At 41.4% G+C, this 22,262-nt stretch carries 23 protein-coding genes and 1 pseudogene; 4 read left to right on the top strand and 20 right to left on the bottom strand.

The genetic code is table 11. The features are described from left to right. Positions 1-113 precede the first annotated feature (113 nt). Positions 114-1,886, bottom strand: a complete 1,773-nt coding sequence (gene dhaK / locus RHS_RS29895; RefSeq protein WP_070041345.1) for a dihydroxyacetone kinase subunit DhaK — start codon at positions 1,884-1,886, stop codon at positions 114-116. After that, a complete protein-coding gene (locus RHS_RS02120; protein WP_047832266.1) occupies positions 1,883-3,025 on the bottom strand; it encodes a glycerol dehydrogenase in 1,143 nt (380 codons plus the stop codon). The genes dhaK and RHS_RS02120 overlap by 4 nt, the downstream gene beginning before the upstream one ends. A gap of 252 nt (positions 3,026-3,277) precedes the next feature. Between RHS_RS02120 and RHS_RS02115 the strand changes: the two genes are divergently transcribed. Next, positions 3,278-4,237 (top strand): GIY-YIG nuclease family protein, encoded by a 960-nt coding sequence (locus tag RHS_RS02115; RefSeq protein ID WP_047832205.1) that lies wholly within the window; start codon positions 3,278-3,280, stop codon positions 4,235-4,237. A 51-nt stretch (positions 4,238-4,288) separates the two neighbouring features. Here the strand turns inward: RHS_RS02115 and RHS_RS02110 are convergent, their stop codons facing one another. Together RHS_RS02110 and RHS_RS02105 are read right to left on the bottom strand one after the other, a co-directional pair. Then, positions 4,289-4,903: a helix-turn-helix domain-containing protein gene (locus tag RHS_RS02110; protein WP_027294066.1), complete on the bottom strand. Its 615-nt coding sequence runs from the start codon at positions 4,901-4,903 to the stop codon at positions 4,289-4,291. A 49-nt stretch (positions 4,904-4,952) separates the two neighbouring features. Next, positions 4,953-5,705, bottom strand: a complete 753-nt coding sequence (locus tag RHS_RS02105) for a hypothetical protein (protein ID WP_044289366.1) — start codon at positions 5,703-5,705, stop codon at positions 4,953-4,955. A 190-nt stretch (positions 5,706-5,895) separates the two neighbouring features. Here RHS_RS02105 and RHS_RS02100 point away from each other — a divergent pair, with 190 nt between their 5' ends. Both RHS_RS02100 and RHS_RS02095 read left to right on the top strand, forming a co-directional pair. Next, complete coding sequence (locus tag RHS_RS02100; RefSeq protein WP_027294068.1) at positions 5,896-6,579, top strand: DUF2461 domain-containing protein; 684 nt, start codon at positions 5,896-5,898, stop codon at positions 6,577-6,579. Between the two features lie 120 nt (positions 6,580-6,699). Next, complete coding sequence (locus tag RHS_RS02095; RefSeq protein ID WP_047832265.1) at positions 6,700-7,971, top strand: 4Fe-4S dicluster domain-containing protein; 1,272 nt, start codon at positions 6,700-6,702, stop codon at positions 7,969-7,971. Between the two features lie 227 nt (positions 7,972-8,198). Here the strand turns inward: RHS_RS02095 and RHS_RS02090 are convergent, their stop codons facing one another. The 10 genes from RHS_RS02090 to RHS_RS02045 all read right to left on the bottom strand — a co-directional run bounded on the left by RHS_RS02090 (position 8,199) and on the right by RHS_RS02045 (position 17,754). Continuing rightward, the gene (locus tag RHS_RS02090) at positions 8,199-9,866 is read right to left on the bottom strand and encodes a ribonuclease J (protein ID WP_027294070.1); all 1,668 of its coding nucleotides are present in this window, start codon (positions 9,864-9,866) and stop codon (positions 8,199-8,201) included. Positions 9,867-10,286: 420 nt separating this feature from the next. Further along, positions 10,287-10,724 carry a D-aminoacyl-tRNA deacylase gene (gene dtd, locus RHS_RS02085; protein ID WP_047832204.1) on the bottom strand — a complete coding sequence of 146 codons (438 nt, stop codon included), beginning with the start codon at positions 10,722-10,724 and terminating at the stop codon, positions 10,287-10,289. A 22-nt stretch (positions 10,725-10,746) separates the two neighbouring features. Beyond that, on the bottom strand, positions 10,747-11,376 hold the full coding sequence (locus tag RHS_RS02080) for an AAA family ATPase (RefSeq protein WP_027294072.1): 630 nt from the start codon (positions 11,374-11,376) through the stop codon (positions 10,747-10,749). A gap of 83 nt (positions 11,377-11,459) precedes the next feature. Next, entirely contained in the window at positions 11,460-12,368 is a 909-nt protein-coding gene (locus RHS_RS02075; protein WP_047832203.1) for an RluA family pseudouridine synthase, read from the bottom strand. Beyond that, positions 12,369-12,905: a signal peptidase II gene (gene lspA, locus RHS_RS02070; RefSeq protein ID WP_047832202.1), complete on the bottom strand. Its 537-nt coding sequence runs from the start codon at positions 12,903-12,905 to the stop codon at positions 12,369-12,371. Then, positions 12,898-14,022, bottom strand: coding sequence for a 3-dehydroquinate synthase (aroB, locus tag RHS_RS02065; protein WP_027294075.1), 1,125 nt, complete (start codon positions 14,020-14,022; stop codon positions 12,898-12,900). The genes lspA and aroB overlap by 8 nt, the downstream gene beginning before the upstream one ends. A 13-nt stretch (positions 14,023-14,035) precedes the next feature. Then, entirely contained in the window at positions 14,036-14,809 is a 774-nt protein-coding gene (locus RHS_RS02060; protein WP_047832201.1) for an RNA-binding protein, read from the bottom strand. A gap of 8 nt (positions 14,810-14,817) precedes the next feature. Next, positions 14,818-15,402 (bottom strand): cell division protein SepF, encoded by a 585-nt coding sequence (locus tag RHS_RS02055; protein ID WP_027294077.1) that lies wholly within the window; start codon positions 15,400-15,402, stop codon positions 14,818-14,820. Positions 15,403-15,431: 29 nt separating this feature from the next. Next, entirely contained in the window at positions 15,432-16,124 is a 693-nt protein-coding gene (locus RHS_RS02050; protein ID WP_044296031.1) for a YggS family pyridoxal phosphate-dependent enzyme, read from the bottom strand. A gap of 124 nt (positions 16,125-16,248) precedes the next feature. Continuing rightward, positions 16,249-17,754 carry an HlyD family efflux transporter periplasmic adaptor subunit gene (locus tag RHS_RS02045; protein WP_047832200.1) on the bottom strand — a complete coding sequence of 502 codons (1,506 nt, stop codon included), beginning with the start codon at positions 17,752-17,754 and terminating at the stop codon, positions 16,249-16,251. A 121-nt stretch (positions 17,755-17,875) separates the two neighbouring features. On the opposite strand from RHS_RS02045, the gene RHS_RS02040 reads away from it, so the two are divergent. Beyond that, the gene (locus RHS_RS02040) at positions 17,876-18,088 is read left to right on the top strand and encodes a DUF378 domain-containing protein (RefSeq protein WP_027294080.1); all 213 of its coding nucleotides are present in this window, start codon (positions 17,876-17,878) and stop codon (positions 18,086-18,088) included. Positions 18,089-18,154: 66 nt separating this feature from the next. Here RHS_RS02040 and RHS_RS02035 read toward each other — a convergent pair whose 3' ends face one another. From RHS_RS02035 to minD, 6 genes and pseudogenes are all read right to left on the bottom strand, one after another. Next, positions 18,155-18,574 carry a twitching motility protein PilT gene (locus tag RHS_RS02035; RefSeq protein ID WP_047832199.1) on the bottom strand — a complete coding sequence of 140 codons (420 nt, stop codon included), beginning with the start codon at positions 18,572-18,574 and terminating at the stop codon, positions 18,155-18,157. Positions 18,575-18,652: 78 nt separating this feature from the next. Then, entirely contained in the window at positions 18,653-19,717 is a 1,065-nt protein-coding gene (locus tag RHS_RS02030; protein ID WP_047832198.1) for a serine hydrolase, read from the bottom strand. After that, positions 19,701-20,096, bottom strand: coding sequence for a methylglyoxal synthase (gene mgsA, locus RHS_RS02025; protein WP_027294083.1), 396 nt, complete (start codon positions 20,094-20,096; stop codon positions 19,701-19,703). The genes RHS_RS02030 and mgsA overlap by 17 nt, the downstream gene beginning before the upstream one ends. Positions 20,097-20,112: 16 nt before the next feature. Then, a pseudogene (locus tag RHS_RS02020) lies at positions 20,113-21,217 on the bottom strand (FtsW/RodA/SpoVE family cell cycle protein). Further along, positions 21,186-21,437: a cell division topological specificity factor MinE gene (gene minE / locus RHS_RS02015; protein ID WP_027294085.1), complete on the bottom strand. Its 252-nt coding sequence runs from the start codon at positions 21,435-21,437 to the stop codon at positions 21,186-21,188. Before minE ends, RHS_RS02020 begins: the two are co-directional and overlap by 32 nt. A gap of 11 nt (positions 21,438-21,448) precedes the next feature. Beyond that, positions 21,449-22,240, bottom strand: coding sequence for a septum site-determining protein MinD (minD, locus tag RHS_RS02010; RefSeq protein ID WP_027294086.1), 792 nt, complete (start codon positions 22,238-22,240; stop codon positions 21,449-21,451). Between the last annotated feature and the right edge of the window lie 22 nt (positions 22,241-22,262).

Raw genomic sequence — 22,262 nt, 5'->3', positions numbered from 1 at the left:
ACTGTAATTTATCTTTTAATCGGTTAATCGCATCTTCTTTGGTAAGTGTAAAAAAGATATCATTTTCACAATTACCTTCATAAATGAAATATTTTAATGGTTTACTTGTATATCTAGTAATCGATTCCATGCACTTTCATTGCTTCTGCTATATCCCGGAATATGACACCCAGCCCATAGGCTCCGGCATCCGGATATCCAAGACTCCGCTCTCCCACTGTTCCGGCTCTGCCCATGCGGGCAACGATTTTTTCTGTGGCCTTGGCACCGTCTTCTGCTGCCTTAGCTGCTCTTATAAGAGTGGTGGAAATATCCTCCCCGGCTTTAGCACAAAGGCTCCAGGTATTTGCACAGGGAAGAAAGGCATCAATCAGTGTTTTATCGCCTATTTCTGCACCTCTTCCAAACGACCTCTCTCCGGTTGCCTGAATCCCTTTTACTGATGCCTGCAGCATTTGTGCAAATTCAGAAATGGTCAGCTCCGTTTTTGCTTGCGCGTATTTTCCTGCTGCACGGAAGGCAGATCCCCAGATGGGACCGGAAGCTCCTCCACAGTGTTCCATGATAACCAGAGAACAAGCATCCAGGAAATTCCCTATGGTGTCTGTATGATGGGTGATGATCTCGTTCCATTCCATTTTAAGCCGGCGGAATCCTTTGGCAATACTCATACCGAAATCGCCGTCTCCTGCATGGGAATCAAGCTCACAGAAGGGTACTTCATTTCTTATTACGGATGCACTCATACAATCGATCATGTAAACCATATTCTGCAGGCTGATACAGTTATGATGAATGATTGCGTAATCCGGGCTTGTTTCGATCTCATAGCTGGCTTTAACTCCGGTACCAGACATGTTCCCGGCTGGGGTATAAGGAATACTTTGCTTCCAATCCTGAATCGTAAAAACCGGAGCACTGCAGGGGGCGCTCAGCAGGCCCTTTAATTCCTCATCCAGTTTCAGAATAGACAAAGATGCGCCTGCCATATCGATACTGGTCATGTAACTTCCTACCAAGGTTCGGGAAACTATAACCGGATGCTTTGCCAGTTCCTTATTTACTGAATTATTCAACAGGTATAATTCCTGGGCAGGGGTTGCACCAAAGCCATTTACCAGAAGGGCAATTTCCTGGTCCGTATCCGGCTTAAGCTCTTCTAAAAGTGCATCCACCATTTTCATCGCCAGTTCATCGGCGGTAATGAGTTTTTCACGCTTAATCCCCGGCTCACCATGAATTCCCACGCCATATTCCATCTCATCGTCACCAAGAACAAAAGTAGGCGTCCCCTTGGCTGGAACCGTACAGGAGGTAAAGGCAAAGCCGATGCTTTTTACATTAGCTACGGTTTTTTCAGCCAGGCGCTTCACTTGTGCTAAATCCATGCCCCTCTCCGCTGCGGCACCTGCAATTTTATGTACAAACACGGTACCTGCAACACCTCTTCTACCAACGGTATACAGGCTGTCTTTTACGGCGATATCGTCATCAACTTTTATATAATCAACAGATATGCCATCTTCTTTTGCCAGATATGCTGCATTTTTAAAGTTCATTATGTCACCGCTGTAATTCTTAATAATCAGCAGGGTGCCTTTGTCCCCGGCTGTTTCCCGGATTGCCTGATATACCTGAATCTGTGAGGGAGAAGCAAATACATCGCCGCATACGGCGGCATCCAGAAGTCCATCCCCTACAAAGCCGGCATGTGCAGGTTCATGCCCGCTGCCGCCTCCGCTGATCAGGATTACCTTCTCCTTATTTACGTCTCGCTTTTTGATAATTTTATATTTCGGTATGAGTTCCAGATCAGGATGTGCAAGGACAATGCCATTGCACATTTCCATAACAACATTTTGAGGATTATTTATTATTTTTTTCATTTGCCGCACCTGCTTTCCTCTTTGAAGTTTTTTCCGATACGGTCTGCTGTAATGATTGCAGCGGCCACTGATTGAGGTGTTACCGGGAAAGGCATGGCATGGATGGATTCTTCCGGAATACAAGCTTTATTTGCAGCTTCCATCAGTTCTTCCGTCGTAAATTGATCCACCCCGATATCTTCCAGGCAAACCGGAAGTCCAATTTTAAGGCAGAAGTCCAAAACTTCTTCAATTTCCTTCGAAGGAGCATTTTCCAGGACTAACTGCGCCAGTGTACCAAAGGCTACTTTTTCACCGTGGAAATATTTGTGGGTACCTTCAAAAATGGTAAGTCCGTCATGAATGGCATGAGCACCTCCAAGTCCGGCACTTTCAAATCCAAGCCCCGATAATAGAATATTGGTTTCAATAATATTTTCCAGTGCCGGAGTGACCTGATTACAGTCACAGGCTGTTTTGGCTTTCTCTCCATCTTCCATCAGAGTCTGATAGCACAGAGATGCCAGCGCCATTGCGGTATTAGTACCTTTGGCAGGACCGCAGCATCCTTCCCGAAACCCGCAGGGAAGTCCGGCATTTACATTTGAACAGGAGGCAGCAGTTGCCCTTGCTTCAAAATAAGTAGACAGGGCATCTCCCATTCCGGAAACCAGAAAACGGGAAGGTGCCTGGGCAATTACCGTGGTGTCAATTAAGATAACACTGGGACTCTGTTTGAAATATGCATAGTCATCAAATGCACCGTCCGGTGTGTAGAGAACTGCTGAATGGCTGGTTGGGGCATCGGTAGCTGCAATCGTGGGAACAATGATCAAAGCTTCGCCTGCTGCAACGCATTTTGCGGTATCAATCGCCTTTCCGCCGCCAAGTCCAATGGTACAGTGGCAGCCTTTTTCTTTTGCCAGTTCCTGCAGGCGTGCTACCTCCTGTCTGGAACATTCGCCTTTAAATCCGCTTTCGACAAAAGAGATCTGATACTCCTTTGCAGTTATCAGCAGCTTTTCCTTAACTCGGCCGACATCATCCGGGTGGGCAATCAGTAATGCGGATGATCCGAATGTTTTTACGAAGTAACCCAGGTTTCGGATTTCATCTTCTCCCTGTACGTATTTGGTTGGACATATAAAAGCTTTTCTCATTTTAATACCTCCTGCTGTATTTGATGGTTTTATTTTAGCAGGAATGCATAACGGATACAGTGAGGAATGATGACCGGAAATAATGATTCTATATCGTAATTTCTTGTCATCAGATTCCGGAATGGTAATTTCATGCAGCGCCAATAGCATTTTTCAAACACGCTCCAGGGAAAATTTGACGCAGGCGCAATTCTATATTATGATAATGGAAAGTGTTATAAACCAAGGATAAAGCGGAGGCATGGTGCGCCTATGACAGATCAGATCTCAGAAAAATTAGAACATCTTCCGGAAGCCCCGGGAGTCTATAAAATGCTGGATGAAAAAGGAAATATAATATATATTGGGAAAAGTAAATGCCTGAAGAAACGGGTGAAATCTTATTTTGTGGAAACTCCAAAATGGGATAAGGTAAATCGAATGGCACCTTTTATAAAAGATATCGACTATGTGGTTACCGATACCCATCTGGAAGCTATGCTTTTGGAATGTGAACTTATTAAACAAGTCCGCCCTTATTTTAACGTAATGATGAAATACGATGACCGGTACGTTTACCTGAAGGTAGGACAGACATTTCCGGACAGACTGCTTTCCATTGCTAACCGCAGGGAAGAAAACTGCTTTGGGCCTTTTCGCAGCAGAAGCACACTGTTGCAGATTATGGACTTTATGAAAAATGTGTATCCGATTGAGAAAGTGAAAAGAACATACCAGCTTACCTATCATATCTTTCCCAAACCGCTTACCCGGGATAACTGGGAGGATACACAGCGGGCGCTGATGGAATTTTGTAAGAAAGCTTCTATACGGGAACAGTTTATAAGAGAGATGCAAAAGAAAATGAGCAAAGCTGCACAAGAAGAAAAATACGAAACAGCGGCATTCTATCGGGATGCTGTTGAAAACCTGAAATACTTGAAAAAGGGGATAGATTCTTATGACCATTGGATGAAGGGGCATGTACTTTTGAATCTGGAAACTGACAGTGGCAGGAAGCTTTTTTACATTGTTAAAGGACGCGTTATACATAAGAAGGCGTTTCAACAGATTGTGCCGCCCGTAAAGGAGAATTTCAGAAAGGAAAGTCTGGAAATATTATTACATATTACCGAAGAACTGGATAATAAGGGAAATATAGATTACTGCGATATAATATATAGTGAAATGAGAGGTCAGCCAACAGAAAAAATAGAAATAGAATTTTTGTAAAAATGGATGCAGTCAACAGTAATATTGACTGCATCCATACCATCCTGCAATTTAGTTATTTTCACTTTTCCGGCTCTTTCGGGGCGGTAAAAGCGAGAACAGACCATGATTGCTGCAGCAGATGTAGAATTTCCCACTCCTTATTTTAGGGATGCGAAGTTCTGCATTTTGTTCGGGATATAATTTGATTAGCTGTAACCGGTCGCAGGTAACATATGCTGCAAAGGTAAGGTAGTGTTCCCGTGTCATTTCGTGATTTATGGTAATATAGGCTTCATCATCGATGTCTTCTACCGTAATCTGATGATCTGCATCCGCTGGCTTTTCTTCCAGGGGTTCTAATTTTCTGCCGCAGCAGGAAAGTTCTGCTTTTGCCGTACTTGTCAGGACATTGCCGCAAGTCGGGCACAGATAAAATTTTACTCTTTTCATATTGCCTCCGTCTGTATGGTTGGGGTCTAAATCCCCCTGCAGTATTTTTTCTATATTTACTCCTAATATTTGGGATAGTTCACTAAGCAGTGATACATCGGGACAGCCAAGTCCTCTCTCCCACTTGGAAATAGCCTTGTCACTGATATTCATGGCATCTGCAATTTCTTTTTGTGTCATATTCTTTTCTTTACGCAATTCCAATATCAGCAATCCCACTTTATTACAATCCATTACGTTCACCTCCAATTATCAGCATAAACCACCCGGGGGAACTTTGCAATCAACGCTCCGTAGAGTAGGTGTACAAGTTTCCCTTCTTTCCCGTTCTTTGAACAACTTCTAAGTTATATAGCACATTTAATGCCAGCTGTGCTTTGGAAAGAGACAGCTTAGAAGCAGTTTTAAAGTCTCTGGATGTAAAATCAGGCTTTAGCCCCGGGGGAATCAGCTTATGGTAATCTTCCCTGCTGTCTATGAGGATTTCATCCGTTAGGGCTATCGGGATCCGTTCGCAGCGGGAGGATCCTTTTTTCTTGTCACGGCTCCACCCATCCAGATAGCGGTACTCTTCTATCTCAATCATGGCAATGCTTAACTTAATTCTGGGATTTTTAAGAAGCTCCTTAATTCTGTACAGCTCATGGAAAATATCATAAGAGTTACCACGTCTCGGACTTTTTCTGGGTGAAGATATCTCACCGGTAGTTTTATCTACCCAGAGCAGCCATTTGGTACTGGCTATGGGGTAAACGATTCGAACGTCACTGACTTCCGTAAATACTTCCAGCTTTTTTCTGAGTTTGTTAAAATTCTGGGTCTGTATTTCAATGATCTCCTGGTCTGTCATGATATCTGCTACGTAAGAAGCTACCCGTATTTCCTGATGGTCAGCCCGTGGCTCATAATATTCTTTTAATACTGCATGGAGCGTCTTTTCTGACAGGGTTCCGATGCCATTGAAGTTTTTTTTGCCATATCGTATTTTGTGACAGGCATTTTGAAATCGTAATTGTTTCTTTTCCAGGTTATCCATAAGCTTATTTATCTGTCCTTAAAGTTTCTATTTGTATATCGGCTATACGCTATAAGCATACAACGGTGCAGCGGGTATTGTAAATAGAAAATTTTCTTAAAAAAGATGTCACAACCGCAAGCCACAGTTGTCTAATTAAGTGTAACGAATTAAAAGCGCATATATTATGCAATCATCAAGGAGGACAAAGATGAACAACAAGGTAATTTTAGAGTTTTTAACAATGCTGCAGGAAAACAATTCTTTGGAATGGATGCAGGAAAATAAGAAACTGTATCAGGAAGCAAAGGAAAAATTTGAAGGCCTAATCCAGGAAATGATTGTACGGATTTCAGCGTTTGACGATTCCATCGCATGGCTGAAAGCAAAAGATCTGGTGTTTCGATTAAATAGGGATACCCGTTTCAGCAAGGACAAATCCCCATATAATCCCTCTTTTCGTGCACATATTTCATCCGCAGGACGTCTCCCTATTCCGGCAGGATATTTTATCTGCGTGAAACCCGGGGAATCCATACTTGGCGGCGGTGTCTTTGCCACGCAATTCCCGGATGCCACCACTTTAGTACGGGACTACCTGACCGGACATGGTGTGGAATTTTTGGATATTATAAACAATCAGGATTTTCGGGAGAATTTCCAGGTATTTGGCGAAAAGCTGAAAAATGTTCCAAGAGGTTATGATAAGAACCATCCCCTTGCAGAATTTCTGAAACATAAATCATGGGCTTTGGAATATGCAATCAGTGATGCACAGTTTGCTGACGTAGATGGATTTTTGGATCTGTCTGTTGATATCTTCCGTAAAATGAAGCCTTTTAATGATTATCTGAATCGGGCATTAGCTTCATTTACCATGCCGCAAAGACCATAAGCTCTGCTAATTTAAAAAATGTCCCGAAAGTAATTTGACAATAGAAATATTTTACTTTAAAATATTTCTATTGCAATACAAAATGAAACTGGTGTAATGACACTGAGAAAGCGTGAGAATATGGGACATATTACTTCAAAAGAAGCTTATAAAAATTTGGAAGAACGAATTAATTGGTTTACCCAGGGTGCTCCTGCTTCGCAAACACTATACAAAATCCTTGAGGTTTTATATTCGGAAAAAGAAGCAAAATGGATATCGCTGCTGCCGATACGGCCTTTTACGGCTAAAAAAGCGGCACAGATCTGGGGTACGACAGAATTAAAAGCAGAAAAGGTGCTGGATCACCTATGTGAAAAAGCATTACTGGTTGATTCTTTTCATAATGGACAACGAAAATTTGTGATGCCGCCGCCTATGGCCGGATTCTTTGAATTTGCCCTGATGAGGACCAGAGGGGACATTGATCAGAAGTATTTAAGCGAACTGTATTATCAGTACATGAATGTGGAGGAGGATTTTGTAAAAGATCTCTTTTATGCAACAGAAACAAGACTGGGGCGCGTTTTTGTACAGGAACCGGTATTGTCTACAGAAAATACACTCCATATACTGGATCATGAGCGTGCCAGCCACATTGTGGAAGATGCGCAGTATATCGGACTTGGCACCTGTTACTGCAGGCACAAGATGTTTCATGCGGGACATCCCTGTGAAATTGATGCTCCCCTGGATGTCTGTCTGACCTTTGGAAATGTGGCACGTTCTCTTGCAGAACACGGATGCCATGCCAGGCTTATCTCCAAAGAAGAAGCTTACGATGCGCTGGAACGCTCTTATGCGTCCAATTTGGTACAGATAGGTGAGAATGTAAGGGAAGATCCAATGTTTATCTGCAATTGCTGTGGATGCTGCTGTGAGGCCTTACAGGCAGCAAGGAAGTTCAGCCCCATGCAGCCGGTTGCAACCACAAATTATATACCGGAGGTATCAAAGGAAAAATGTATTTCCTGCGGCAAGTGTGCAAAAGTCTGCCCAATCCTGGCAATTAAAATGGAGGACAAGAATGCCGTTATTGATACGGATATCTGCCTTGGCTGCGGTGTCTGTGTTGGAAACTGTCCCATAAAAGCCATTGAGCTGAAACGCCGGGCGGTTCAGATTATTACTCCGGTAAACAGTACCCACCGGTTTGTACTGCAGGCAATCGAAAAGGGAACGCTTCAGAACCTGATTTTTGATAATCACGCCTTTGCCAACCACAGAGCGATGGCAGCTGTATTCGGAACTATTTTAAAACTTCCACCGGTGAAGCAGATGCTGGCAAGCAGGCAGATGAAATCAATTTATCTGGATAAACTGCTGTCCATGAAAAAGAAGAAAACTGATTAATGTTTTTGGGTTTAGGTAAGAAAGGTGACGCTTTGTAAAATGATGTAGTGCTCGGAAAGAGAAGGGGGCGGACCATGGCAGAGAACGTATAAAACCTATAAAGCAGCTGGATCTTTTCAGCGTAGGACGTTTTCTTCATTCTACTATGGGAGTGTGCTCTAACATAAAACAAGGAGCATTTCGCGTAATATCAAAGCGAAATGCTCCTTGTTTGTAAAAGCTTTTATTTATACTTCCATAATGATTGGCAGTATCATAGGCGATCTTTTAATTTTCTTCCACAGAAAATCTCCAAGATCATCCCGGAGTGCGGATTTAATTTTACCCCAATCCGTTATTTTCTTCTTATTACAGCGTTCCAGCGTATCAGCGGCAAGGCTGCGCAGCTGGGACATTAATTCCTCGGATTCCCGGACATAAACAAATCCTCTGGAGATAATATCCGGTCCAGCCAGAACCTGGTTTGTATCTTTCTCCAGGGTAACGGTAACAACCATGATACCATTTTCAGACAGGCTCTGTCTGTCATGCATGACGATATTCCCCACATCACCGATGCCTAGTCCATCTACCATGACGCCTCTTGCAGGAACTTGTCCGATAACACTGGCTTTATCTTCGGAAAGTGCCAGTACATTGCCGGATTCAATCAGAAATGTATTTTCTTTTGGGATACCAAGTGACTGTGCCAGGTTTGCCTGAGCAGCACGGAAACGGTATTCTCCATGCATTGGCACAGCATATTTCGGATGAACCAGGGAATAGATCAGTTTGATCTCTTCCTGGCATGCATGTCCGGATACATGGGTATCCTGGAAAATAACATTGGCGCCCTTCATGGATAATTCATTTATAATTTTGGAAACGGCTTTTTCGTTTCCGGGAATTGGCGTTGAGCTTAATATAATAGCATCCCCCGGTTTTACGGAGACTTTTTTATGGGTGGAATCAGCCATACGGGACAAAGCTGCCATGGATTCTCCCTGACTTCCGGTTGTGATTAAAACCAGTTTTTCGTCGGGATAATTCTTCATAAGATCAATATCGATCAGGGTGTTCTTAGGTATTTTAACATAGCCCAGATCCGATGCAATCCGAATTACATTCAGCATACTGCGCCCCTGCAGAATAACTTTACGTCCAAACTTATATGCAGTGTTAATAATCTGCTGTACCCTGTCTATATTAGAAGCAAAGGTGGCAACAAATATCCGGTGTGATTTGTTTTCTTCAAACAGTGTGTCGAATGTCTTTGCAACCTTGATCTCTGATGGAGTAAAGCCGGGACGCAGAGCATTGGTACTGTCACACATAAGAGCAAGTACACCTTTTTTACCAAGTGCGCCCAGACGCTGCAAGTCGATTGCATCACCGAACAACGGCGTATAGTCGATCTTAAAGTCACCGGTATGCACGATAATACCAGCGGGTGAATAGATTGCCAGTGCGCTGGCATCCGCAATACTGTGATTGGTTTTGATGAATTCAATACGGAAGGAGCCCAGGGTAATGATACCGCCATGTTTCACTACTTTACGGCGGGTATTTTTCATCAGATGGGCTTCTTCTAATTTATGCTCGATTAATCCCATAGTCAGCTGGGTTGCATAGATCGGAATATTGATCTGGGGCAGGATGTATGGCAGAGCCCCGATATGGTCTTCGTGGCCATGGGTAATGACAAATCCTTTAACCCTATCCTTATTCTCGATTAAATAAGTGACATCCGGAATAACTTTATCGATTCCAAGCATATCTTCGTCCGGAAATGAAATCCCGCAGTCTACGACGATAATACTGTCTTCGTATTCAAATGCGGTAATATTCATACCTATTTTATCAAAGCCTCCCAACGGGATTATTTTCACGCTGCCTATATTTGTGTTCTTTTTCAATTGAAACCTCCTAGTGTTTTTCTGTTAATATTGTTTACAACCATTTGTTTAGAATATTCATAATTTGCGGTATGTCAGGCGGGTTTGCCAGCTGATCATTCATACCGGATTGTAATGCCATGTCTATGTCTTCTGCAAAAGTATTTGCACTCATGGCGATGATGGGTATCTTTTTTAGTATCGTTTCTGCATCTATGTGTGTCAATGCGGTATTTATTGCCTGTAACTCGTAAAGATATGATCTATAAATTCAGGTTTCATTCCGATTCCATTGTCTTCAAAAATAAATTCACTACATCCGTCAGATCTTTTAATGCATCTATAACATATATTGTGTCCGGATTTTCTAAAATATAAAACAAAGCCCGAAGTTTACGTAATATTGTTATGTAAACTTCGGGCTATCCTACAGCTTTGAAGTCAGGATTCTAAGATGATCGTAAAAGGTCCATCATTACATAACTCTACTTTCATGTCGGCACCAAAACTGCCTCTCTGGACATTTGGCACCTGCTTTTTACATTCTGCAATAATGTATTCATACAACTCTTCTGCCATCTTTGGTTCACCGGCTTCTATGAAACTTGGGCGGTTGCCCTTCTTACAGTTTGCGTAAAGCGTGAATTGGGAAATCAGCAGCAGGCTGCCATCCACATCCTTTAAGGACAGATTGGTCTTACCATTTTCATCTTCAAAGATGCGAAGCCCGGTCATTTTCTTTACCAGGGAATCCGCTGTTTCACGGTTATCTGTCTGGCTGATGCCAATCAGTACCAGAAACCCTTTTTCGATAGTGCCAATAACTTCGGAATCAACTCTAACGCTGGCATGTGTTACTCTTTGAATTACAAATTTCATCTTCCGTGCTGCCCTTTCTGACTTATGATCTGCTTTCTTTGATCTTAATAAAACTTAACAGTTCTTCAACGGTGCCGTCAACGCCAAGAAAACCACTGTCTACACAAAGATGATATCCGGTTGCTTCCCCCCACTTTTTACTGGAAAAGTAATTGTAATAGCTGGCACGTTTTTTATCTGTTTTAATAATCAGATCTTTTGCTTTTGCATTCGTCAGGTCATATTTAGCGGCAATTCTGTTAATTTTATTTTCCATACTTGCATGGATAAAGACATTGATACAATCCGGAAAATCTGCTAACGCATAGTCTGCACAACGGCCGACGATTACGCATGGACCTTCTTTTGCGATATCTTTAATAGCATTGAACTGAGCCAAAAATACTTTGTGATTAATTGGCATATCTGAGAATGCTGCTGATGAATATCCCATGGAATATGTATCCATAACCAGTGAATATAAGAAACTGTTTGTCGGTTTCTCATCATGATTTTCAAATAATTCCTGACAGATGCCGCTGTCTTTTGCTGCTCTGTCGAGAAGTTCCTTATCATAGCACTTGATGCCTAAGGAGTCTGCCAGCTTCATACCAATTTCTTTACCGCCACTACCAAATTCTCTTCCGATTGTTATAATTGATTTACAAGCCATACAAAACACATCCTTTCTACCTTTGCTTTATGTTACTATTATAAAACAATTTTGGTACAATGTATACTAATTTCACTTAATTATTATAATTTATTCAGTAAATTTATAAAATACTCTGGCAGAGGTGCCGTAAATTCCATATAGCATCTTTTTCTGGGATGTATAAATCCAAGGAGCATAGCATGCAGTGTCTGCCCCTGCAGGTGATAAGGACACTTTATGGGGCCGTAGACATCATCCCCTAAAATGGGATGTCCGATACTTTTCATATGGACACGTATCTGGTGGGTACGACCGGTTTCCAACTGGCATTCAATATACGTAAAATTGGAAAAACGCTGGCAGACATGGTAATGAGTGACCGCAGGTTTTCCATTTTTATAGTTTACTGCCATCTTCTTTCGGTCTGTTTGATGTCTGCCGATGGGGGCGTCCACAATACCGTCATCTTCTTTCAGGACGCCGTGGACGATAGCCCGGTATTTTCTCTGAATAGTATGTTCCTTTAACTGTTCCGCAATATGATTGTGTGTAAAATCATTTTTGCATACCAGCAAAGAGCCGGTGGTATTCATATCTATCCGGTGAACGATTCCGGGGCGCATAACGCCGTTGATACCGGATAATTCTTCACGGCAGTGGAACATAAGGGCATTAACCAGGGTTTGGCTGAAATGACCGGCACTGGGATGTACGACCATGCCTTTTGGTTTATTTACCACAATAAGGTCTTCATCTTCATATAAAATATCCAGTGGAATGTCTTCCGGCTGGATATTTACTTCTTCCGGTTCTGGTACGGTAACGCTTATCACATCACCGGAAGCCACCTTATAATTTGCCTTAACGGTTTTATCATTTACCTTCACATCTTCTGACTTGAGCAGTTTTTGAAGATAAGATCTGGACATCTCGCCCATATTATCCGACAGATATTTATCAATCCGCAGACTGTTATCTTCTGCGGATACGGTAAAATGTATGGTTTCCATCTAGTTCTCCTCTTTTGATGCAGTTTTATGCCTGAGGGACAGACAGGCGAAGTCCTCTTCCTTGTAGTAGAAAAAGATTAGGATAATCAGTAAGATCAGGGAGACAACCACATAGCAGTCAGCTACATTAAAGATCGGGAAGTCGATGAGTGAAAAGTAGAAGAAGTCAACTACAAATCCATTTACAACGCGATCAATCATATTCCCAACCGCACCTGCGCCAAGGAGAACACAGGTAATGCGAAGCCAAAGATAATGCTTTGTAACCGGGAATTTCTGATAGCAGTAGCCGATAAAAGCTAAAATAATCACTGCCATAATTAGAAACAGCCATCGCTGGTTCTGAAACATACCAAAAGCTGCACCGCGGTTCTCCAGGTATTGCAGTTCAAAGACACCCGGGATCAGTACAAATGGCTCCTGTCCTGCCAGATTGGATACAGCCAGATGCTTTGTGAACTGATCCAGTCCTAGTAATAAAGCAAAAGCAATAATGCCCATTATCCAGCATATTAATTTTTTGTTATTTTTATTCATTTTCATCCTCTATTTCCGCATTCAAAAAGTCGACAGCAGCAAGTATTTCCTCATCCGTTACCGTTTTGTCAATGTAAGCACGGCCGATTCCTTTTAGTAAGATAAATTTGATTTGCCCGGCTTCCATCTTTTTATCCAGTTTGGTAGCATCCAGGATGTCTTTAGAATCCAGCCCTGAAAAAGATACAGGAAGATCAAATCCCACATTCATATCCCGGATTTCAAAGAACTCTTCGGTACTGAGCAGTTCCCGTTTCCAGGAAATGTGCGCTGCGGCAACATATCCCAGAGCAACGCACTGTCCATGAAGTAATTCGAAATTTTTCAGTTTTTCAATGGCATGGCCGATGGTATGCCCGAAGTTTAACAGTGCCCGGTCTCCTTTTTCATATGGATCCTGTTCTACGACCCGGCGTTTGATTTTACAGCTGATCTCAACCATGTCCAGTAGTGTCTGACTGTCCCGTTCGGTAATTTCACTCATCCGTTCGATTACCCATTCATAGTAACCGGCATCTTTGATTAAGCCATGTTTTAAAATTTCACCCATACCGCAGTAAAATTGTTCATCCGGAAGTGTCTTCAGTGCCGACATATTCATATATACCATTTTGGGCTGATGAAAAGCACCTACCATATTTTTGTAACGATCGAAATCGACTCCGGTTTTACCGCCGATACTGCTGTCCACCTGGGCTAAAAGAGAAGTGGGAACCTGTATAAAGGAAATGCCCCGCAGGTAGGTAGCTGCAGCATATCCGGTGAGGTCACCGACAACGCCGCCGCCTAAAGCTACCAGCATATCTTTTCGGTCAAAATGTTCTAAAATGAGATGTTCATATAAATTCCTGACGGTATCCAATGTTTTATTTTCTTCTCCGGCAGGAAAAGTGAATACAGTGACTCTGGCGCATACTTTTTCCAATATCCCGGTAAGTGTACCGGCATAAAGTGCGCCTACATTTGAATCGGTTACGATACAAAGTTTCTTAGTTTTTACATCCAGTTCGCTTAAATAAGATTCTAATTTTTCAAAATCATTCTCAAAATGAATCTGATAAATTTCTTTTCCTTCTTTATGTACCGGAAGGCTTTTGTGTTCTGCTGTATATTTCATAAGGTGGTTTCTCCTATATATATTTTTCGATTTCAACAAAGGTTCGCCCTTTTTTTGACTGAGAGAGTGCTGTGACATAACGAAAACGCCCATAGCCACGGGCTGATATCATGTCTCCCTCTTTCAAGGCATAACCATTGGAAGTAACTAACTTCCCATTTACAAAGATTTTTCCGGTTTCGATTAGAGATACCAGGCTGCTTCTGGAAGTTTTAAAAGCAAGCGCTAAAAGGGAATCCAGACGAATAGAAGCTACTGTCCCCTTGATGAGCTCTGTTTTGGGCGTATAAGCGAGCTCAGAAAAAGGAACTGCTTTACAGGATATTACCGTATGTTTGATACGTGTCAGTTCCTTGCAGATAAACTCAGACATTCCTTTACAACAAAAAAGATAGGCAGACTGATCCATCACCAGGATGTCCCCTATTTTACTTCGTTCAATTCCCAGATTTAGAATGGCGCCTAAGTAATCCCTGTGATTCAGTACATCTGCAAATTTCTGGTTTAATGGTGCGATCTGTATGCACGCTATAGGGAAATTCTCTATTATTTCTACTTCCGAACGCAAAGAAAAAGCATCAGGAATAAAGGCTGCCATCTGACGCTCTGCGAGTTCATAACCACCAAAAGTTTTCCAGCTGATATAGGAAAACTTTTGGGTAGAGCTATGAAAAATATTCAGTTCATTCAGATTCATAAAATCACTGTACAGCGTGATACCTTTCGATAAAGCCCGGTCAGCCAGATCAGCCAGCCGCTTTTGAAACAATTCTTCGTCTTTATTCATAATGAAACCTAGTAACCTGTGTGAATAGAGGGTACGTCAAACGCTCCGCTCAATATTTCCTGGAAATCACCGGACACATCTACACCCGATGGAGTTATAATGAAAATGTAATTACTGATCTTTTGCAGATTTCCATTGATAGCATAGCAGGAACCAGAAGCAAAGTCTATGATTCTCTGGGCAATATCCAGATCTAATCCTTCCATGTTTAATACCACTGTGCAGCTTGCAAGAAGTGTCTCCGTAATTTCTCTCGCATCTTCCATGCTCCTTGGTTTAATTACACATACTTCCATACCAATCCCTGACTTTCTGGGACGCATAGGTGATACTTTACTGCTAGTGCTTTGCTGCTGATGAACAGGTTTCACCTTCTGCTGCCCTTTATTTTGACTCTTCATTTTTGGAACCTGAGCGGACCTGTTATCATAATCGTCATAGTCATCATAGTCATCTTCTTCTATTTTATTAAAGAAACGCTTTTTCGGACGTTCTTCCTCATAATCGTCGATTTCATCATCTAAAAAATCATCATCGTCGTAATCGTCGTCATTCAACTTCATTGCATTCAAGAACTTATCCAAAACACTCATTATAAATCTCCTATCTTCCTATCGTTTTATCATTTCACGTAATTTCTTTCACCAAAGATGCCTGTCCCAACGCGTACCAGAGTTGCACCTTCCTCAATGGCAATTTCGTAGTCACCTGTCATGCCCATACTCAAATTGCACATATTAACATTATCAATGTTTTTGCTTTTGATGTCAACATATAATTTTCTTAAATTTTCGAAATATACCCTGTTTCGTTCAGCTTTTTCGACAAAAGGTGCAATTGTCATCAGCCCTTCCACTCTGAGATTAGGGAGTTTCGCCGTCTTGCGTACCAATTCTTCGGTATCTTCCAGGGATACGCCAAATTTCGACTCTTCTTTGGCAATATTTACCTCAATCAGCACAGGCATGACCAGCCCCTGTTTTTCTGCCTCCTGCTGGATGGTTTCCGCCAGACGTAAACTGTCTACGGAATGGATCATACAGGCTTTATCTATAATATACTTCACTTTATTCCTCTGTAGGTGGCCAATCATATGCCATTTTAAGTTTTTTGGAAGAATTTCGTACTTATCCTTTAATTCCTGTGGTTTATTTTCACCGAAATCAACGACTCCCTCAGCCATGATTTCTTCGATCATAGTTACGGGTTTTGTCTTACTGACTGCAATAAGGGTGACTTCTGAACTGTCCCGTCCGGCCCTTTTACAAGCGGCTTCTACCCGCTTTTGTATATCATATAGATTTTCTTTTAACATCATTGAATCCTCCTGTTAATAGACTATAGCTTTAGCTTTAATTGACTATATCAATATCTTTAATTAACTATCTTATTTGCTTTATAGACAATATCCTCATTATTAATAGACAATATCCTCAGCTTTAATAAACAATATCTTCATCATTTACCGTATTTGCATTCAGAACAATACGGTCATATTGAGACAGGCCGTATGAAGAACCCGCTGATACAATACAGTATTCCTCATTTTCATCTATGATAGTAATTTCCCGGAATACGGCATATCCTTTATTTATATTATAAACACCCTGCAGGCTTCCAGTTTCTGAAATCTGGTACTTTTTGGAAGAGTCTTTCTTCAATATATAGTCGCCTACCTTAAAAAGCGTCGTACCCACATAATAATCTGTATCCGTTTTTTCATAAACAGTTGCAGTTATGTATTTCGTTACGGTTTTTCCGTCTTTTCCCACGCTCTCTTTCAGAATGCTGACTTCATTGTCATTTTCTTCGTTCTCTGTAACAAATTCTTTAGGGATTTTGAAGAACTGCTTTTCCGCAATTGCACTTTTTGGTATTTTGAGTCCGGTCTCTCTGTTTAACACCAGCTCAATATCTACAAAACGCTCTCCGGCGTACCGAATGACAGAATTACTAATATCCAGTTTTCCATAAGAATTTTCTCCATTCTGAATAATGGAGAAATCTGCGTTAAATGCAGTGCCATCCTTCAGGAAACGAAAACGTACTGTTGTTTTATCGGTCAGTTCCGTTAACAGTTTTTTATCCAGAGGAATAATCAGTGACCAGTTTTCATCGGTGACCAGTTTATATACCGCATCTCCTGTTTTTACCGATTTATTCAGACGGAGATTCTGCTTATGGTAATTTTTCTGATCAAAAGATTCCGGTTTTATATCCTCTATGGTCAGATTCTCATACTCATCTACCGCATATACTACTATTCCTTCCTGTGGAGCCTGATAGAGGCTGCCCAGAACAGAAAGCTGACCGTCAGAGTTTTCCAGATCGGACAACGCTTTTTCATTTGCCAGTTCTAAGACAGTGCTTTCGGTATCTGCTTTAAAATTGTAGACATTCTGAAAAGACATTTCGTTAAAACCGGAAGCAAAGTTTGCCATATTACTTCTTACCTTGGATAAGCTTTTACTGTCCAGATAATCAACTGCAGCTTCAGTTTCGGCTGGTACCTGGGTAGTTTCTGACTCGGTACCGGATGAGGACTCTGACTGTCCTTCAGCATTGGTTTCTGATTCTTTTTTTGGGGTATCAGTTGTTGTAGCCGGCGTCGTGGCAGGTGTCGTTGTCTGAAGCGCTCCGCCAATAGAATAAACGTTATTTCCGGCGCCTACTTTTGAGCCTTCCCGGGCATAATAATTAATATTGCCGGATTGTTCGGCTGTTACTATTTTTTCGGACTTTAATGCCAAAGCACTGAATCGGTAGTTTCCGGACAGCGGGCCGGCTGTGACTTCATAGGCTGTTACATGAGTACTTGTCAGATATATCACTATGCAGATTATCATATATACAAAAACGATTCCAAACATCAGAGTACCGATATTAAAAAGTGGAAAACGCTTCATTTTCGTTATTTTTTTGTTTTTTTTCTTAATAGGCAACATTGTAGCCTCCCTTCCCGAACATTTTACCACGTTCATTTCGATTGGACAACCTAGATTTTTGTATAAAATTTAGTAAATTGGAAAAAATAGAAAATAACCACTATAAGGAGGTAAAAAGCAAATGAATTCTAAATGGTTAGATTATACTTCATTGACACTTGTGGTCATTGGTGCGATCAATTGGGGATTAATCGGATTCTTCAAATTCGACCTCGTAGCCTTTTTATTCGGCAATATGAGCTGGATTTCAAGAATTGTTTATGCTCTGGTTGGGCTTGCGGGATTATATATGATTAGTATCTATGGCCGCATCGGCCAGATGGGCAGAGATTAATTGTTACATGCCGCAAAAAAGGCTGGGTATCCACAAAAGGACCCAGCCTTATATTCGTTCTATGTATTACAGGGATATGATTACCTTTGATTTTGCAATTTCCGGCAGTTTATCAGCATCCACAGATACACTCAACACAAACGTGATGTTGTACTTCTCACCGACAGATTCCAGTTTTTGAAGAGTCGCTGTAATATCATCATTTTCCAATTTTGCTATCTTTAAGAAACTATCTAAATACATTTGTTCCAAATCGTTATCCTGAGAAATTATCCCATAAATAAATCCTACGAACTCATCACAATTAGTGATTGAAAAATCCGATGTATCAATTAAACGAACCTTATTGTTTAATTCATACATATGCTTAGCGCTTTTGTCTAAGTAGACAATATTACCATGTACGGACTTAATTTCGGCATTCACCTTGTCAAGTAATAGCTTTGTTTTGCCTTTTCCTTTTTTGCCTGCGATTATCTGTATCATTGTAATCTCCTCCTTCAGTTTCTTCATGCACGATTTTATATGTACAATTATACTGCATAAGTTTTGAAATTACAACCTCTATTTGTTAATTTTAGACAATAAATCATTCATTTCAATATATAGCTGATCTTTGGTCTCAGCACCCATGATAATTGAAATAAATGGGTTTCCATACGGGTCTTTACTCATCAGTGCCAGACATGCTCCTGCTTCATCCGTAGTACCTGTTTTTCCACCAAATACAGTAACTCCTTCCGGCGCCTGTGCCAGCTTCATAAAGTAATGGTTGGTAGCATCCCACACACGTTCCACTTCGGTGTCGTCAGCCAGTTTAAACTTGGCAACGTAACTTTTCTGATTGATAATATCACAAAAATCATCGTATTTGAGTGCTTCCTGGAACATCAGGTATACATCATAAATGGTAGTATAATGTTCTTCGTCCTGCAATCCGTGAGGATTTGTAAAGTGTGTGTTTGTAGCGCCGATATCATATGCTTCCTGATTCATCATCTGCACAAACTCTTCCACGCTGCCCCCTACGTGTTCTGCGATTGCTACGCTGGCATCGTTTCCTGATGCAATTAAAAGGCCGTAAAGCAGTTGTCTTAAGGTGTATTTATCTCCTAACTGCAGATAACAGATAGAAGATTCCGGATCGATGTCAAGAGCACTTTCATCAACAGTAATTACATCATCCAGATTCCCGTATTTCAACGCTACAAGGGCTGTCATGATTTTGGTCAGACTGGCCGGATAGAGACGTTCATGAACATCTTTGGAATATAATACTTCATGTTTGGTCAAATCAAACAATCCTGCACCTTTAGAGGTTAAATTCAGACCATCCATTGGAACATCTGCACCTGCTACACAGAGATCCTGAGTAAATGGTACAGCGTAGTTTGTCGTCTGAGCCTCATCTCTCTGCAAGCCAAGGGTTACCTGATTGCGGTCAAAAGGCATCACCAGTTCAGCATCCTTCTGGCCTTTAATTAAAAAGAAATATGCTAAAAAGCCAAGTATTACAAGTAAAACAACCAGTAAAACACAAAATGTGATTACGGTTTTCATAGTTTGCCTGTTCTGCTGCTGATGCCGTAATTCTCTTGGAGTTAATCGTTTATTACTTGTACATTTCACGCCACTCTAAATCTCCTCTGTCTAATGATTTAATCAATAGTTCCGCAGTTGCAAGATTGGTTGCAAGAGGTATGTTATGGGTATCACATAAGCGGAAAATATTTTTCACATCCGGCTCATGTTTTTTAGGTGACAGCGGATCTCTTAAAAAGATTACTAAGTCAATCTGATTATTTTCGATCTGTGCTCCCATCTGCTGCTCTCCACCCAGATGACCGGCAAGGTATTTGTGGATATTTAAAGATGTTACTTCTTCAATAAGCCTTCCGGTAGTTCCTGTTGCGTATAAATCATTTTTTAATAAAATCCCCCGATAGGCGATACAAAAATTCTGCATAAGTTTTTTCTTGGAATCATGTGCAATTAAGCCAATATTCATTCTCTCTTTACCTCCGTTAATATTTTCGAACCTGAAGTCCTATATTCAGAACAATTCCGATACCTATAAAAAGCGTAACCAGCGATGTCAGACCTGCACTTACAAATGGCAGCGGCAGACCGGTATTTGGCAATATCCTCGTTGTAACACAGATATTGATGAATGTCTGCAGGAATATCAGTGCACCCATACCACAGCATACCAATGTTCCGGCTAAATCTCTTGCTTTTTTCCCAATACGGATACATTCTACCGCAATCAAAAGTTCCAGAATGATAATGATACAACATCCCAGAAATCCTAATTCCTCACCTGCAACGGCAAAGATAAAGTCTGTCTGGGGCTCTGCGATAAAGTTACCGTTTTTCACGGATGAAACAAGATTGGTATCCAGACCTTTGCCATACAGCTGGCCGGAGCCAATAGCAATGACAGAATTCATCTGCTGATATGCCAGCTCGGGATACTCTTCCGGTTTTAACCATGCCAGAATACGGCCTGCCTGGTAACCTTGCAGCAGCGTCTGGTTTGGCTGTAATATAATGCTGAAAAATAACACCGCTGCCGGAACAGCTACTACTATAATACCACCAATGATTTTATAACTCAACCCCGCAACGAACATCATTGTAAGAAAAAATTAAAACAACCAGAATACTCGTTGAAAGATTAGGCTGGCGGTATATCAGATACCATGGAATGGCAAGCAGTACCAATGCCGGTAATATAATCTTAGGGCTATTCAGTTTTTCTTCATATTTAGAAAGAAATTTGGCGAAAAATACGATTAATATAATTTTTACAATATCGGAAGGCTGGAATTGAAGACCTCCGATTACGATCCAACGCTGTGCTCCGTTTACCTCCCTGCCCAATACAGGAAGCAATGCCATTAATATAACACCACCCAGATAGGCGATCCAGTAAAAATTCATAATCCAGGTATAGTCAATCAAGGAAATGATGACCATACAGACAAGTCCAAGAATCAGACCGATGATCTGCTTGGACATTAAATCCTCCTGTGCGCTTCCAACAACCATTACGCCCAGTATGGACAGTGCCGTAACCCATATAACTAATCTAAATTTATAATCCTTTAATTTGTATTGTTTTAACATTCCCTGCACCCTGTTCTATCTCATTTATCACGTCAATATGTATATCCATGCTTTCTTCATCAATGTCCATGTACTTTTGTATTACCTTGATCAGGTCTTTTTTCATAAGTGCCATATTTTCAGCAGAGCAATCCAGCCGCTCACTGGTGAGCAAAAGCTTTAACCGGTCTCTGGCTACATCTTTAGAACATGTTTTTCGAAATCCATGGAAATTTATCATGCCGGCTCCTCTCAATTTTTCTTGAAAATGTTGGAAAATCTTGAAAAGAACGTGGTTGTCTTAGTTAGATCCGTCATAGGAACAGTTTCCCCAGTAATGCGACGGCTGATACTTAAAAATTCCTGTCCGGCACGGGTATCGTTTCCAGCCAGCGGTTCACCCTGATTGGTGGCAATAACTATGCTTTCTTCGTCTAAAATGGCTCCGATCAGATTCACGGCAAGGATATCGATTACATCTTCTACCGACATCATATCTCCTCTTTTAATCATGTCCATTCTCAGACGGTTTATTAATAAATCAATGTCTCGGATATCAGCGGCTTCTAAAAGCCCGATAATGCGGTCAGCATCCCGAATGGCGGATACTTCCGGTGTAGTTACTACAACGGCTCTGTCAGCGCCTGCAATGGCATTACGAAAGCCCTGTTCGATTCCGGCGGGACAATCCAGCAGGATATAGTCAAAATGTTCTTTTAAATCTTCTGTGAGTTTTACCATTTGTTCCGGAGTGACTGCGGATTTATCCCGGGTCTGTGCTGATGGCAGCAAATACAGATTGGGATACCGTTTATCTTTGATCAGTGCCTGTTTTAAACGGCAGTTTCCTTCTATAACATCCACAAGATTGTAGACAATCCGGTTCTCCAGTCCCATGACAACATCCAGATTACGAAGCCCGATATCTGTGTCAACCAAAACGACTTTTTTATTTAATTTCGCCAAACCGGTACCGATATTGGCTGTAGCGGTTGTTTTACCAACGCCGCCCTTTCCGGACGTTATTACAATTACTTCACTCATGCTCTATCCTCCAAAATAACAC

Origin of the sequence: Robinsoniella sp. RHS (genome assembly GCF_001029355.1) — a bacterium.
Taxonomy (GTDB): Bacteria; Bacillota; Clostridia; order Lachnospirales; family Lachnospiraceae; genus Robinsoniella; species Robinsoniella peoriensis.
Note: the sequence above shows the minus strand (reverse complement) of the source record. Positions and strands in the feature narration are given on the sequence as shown.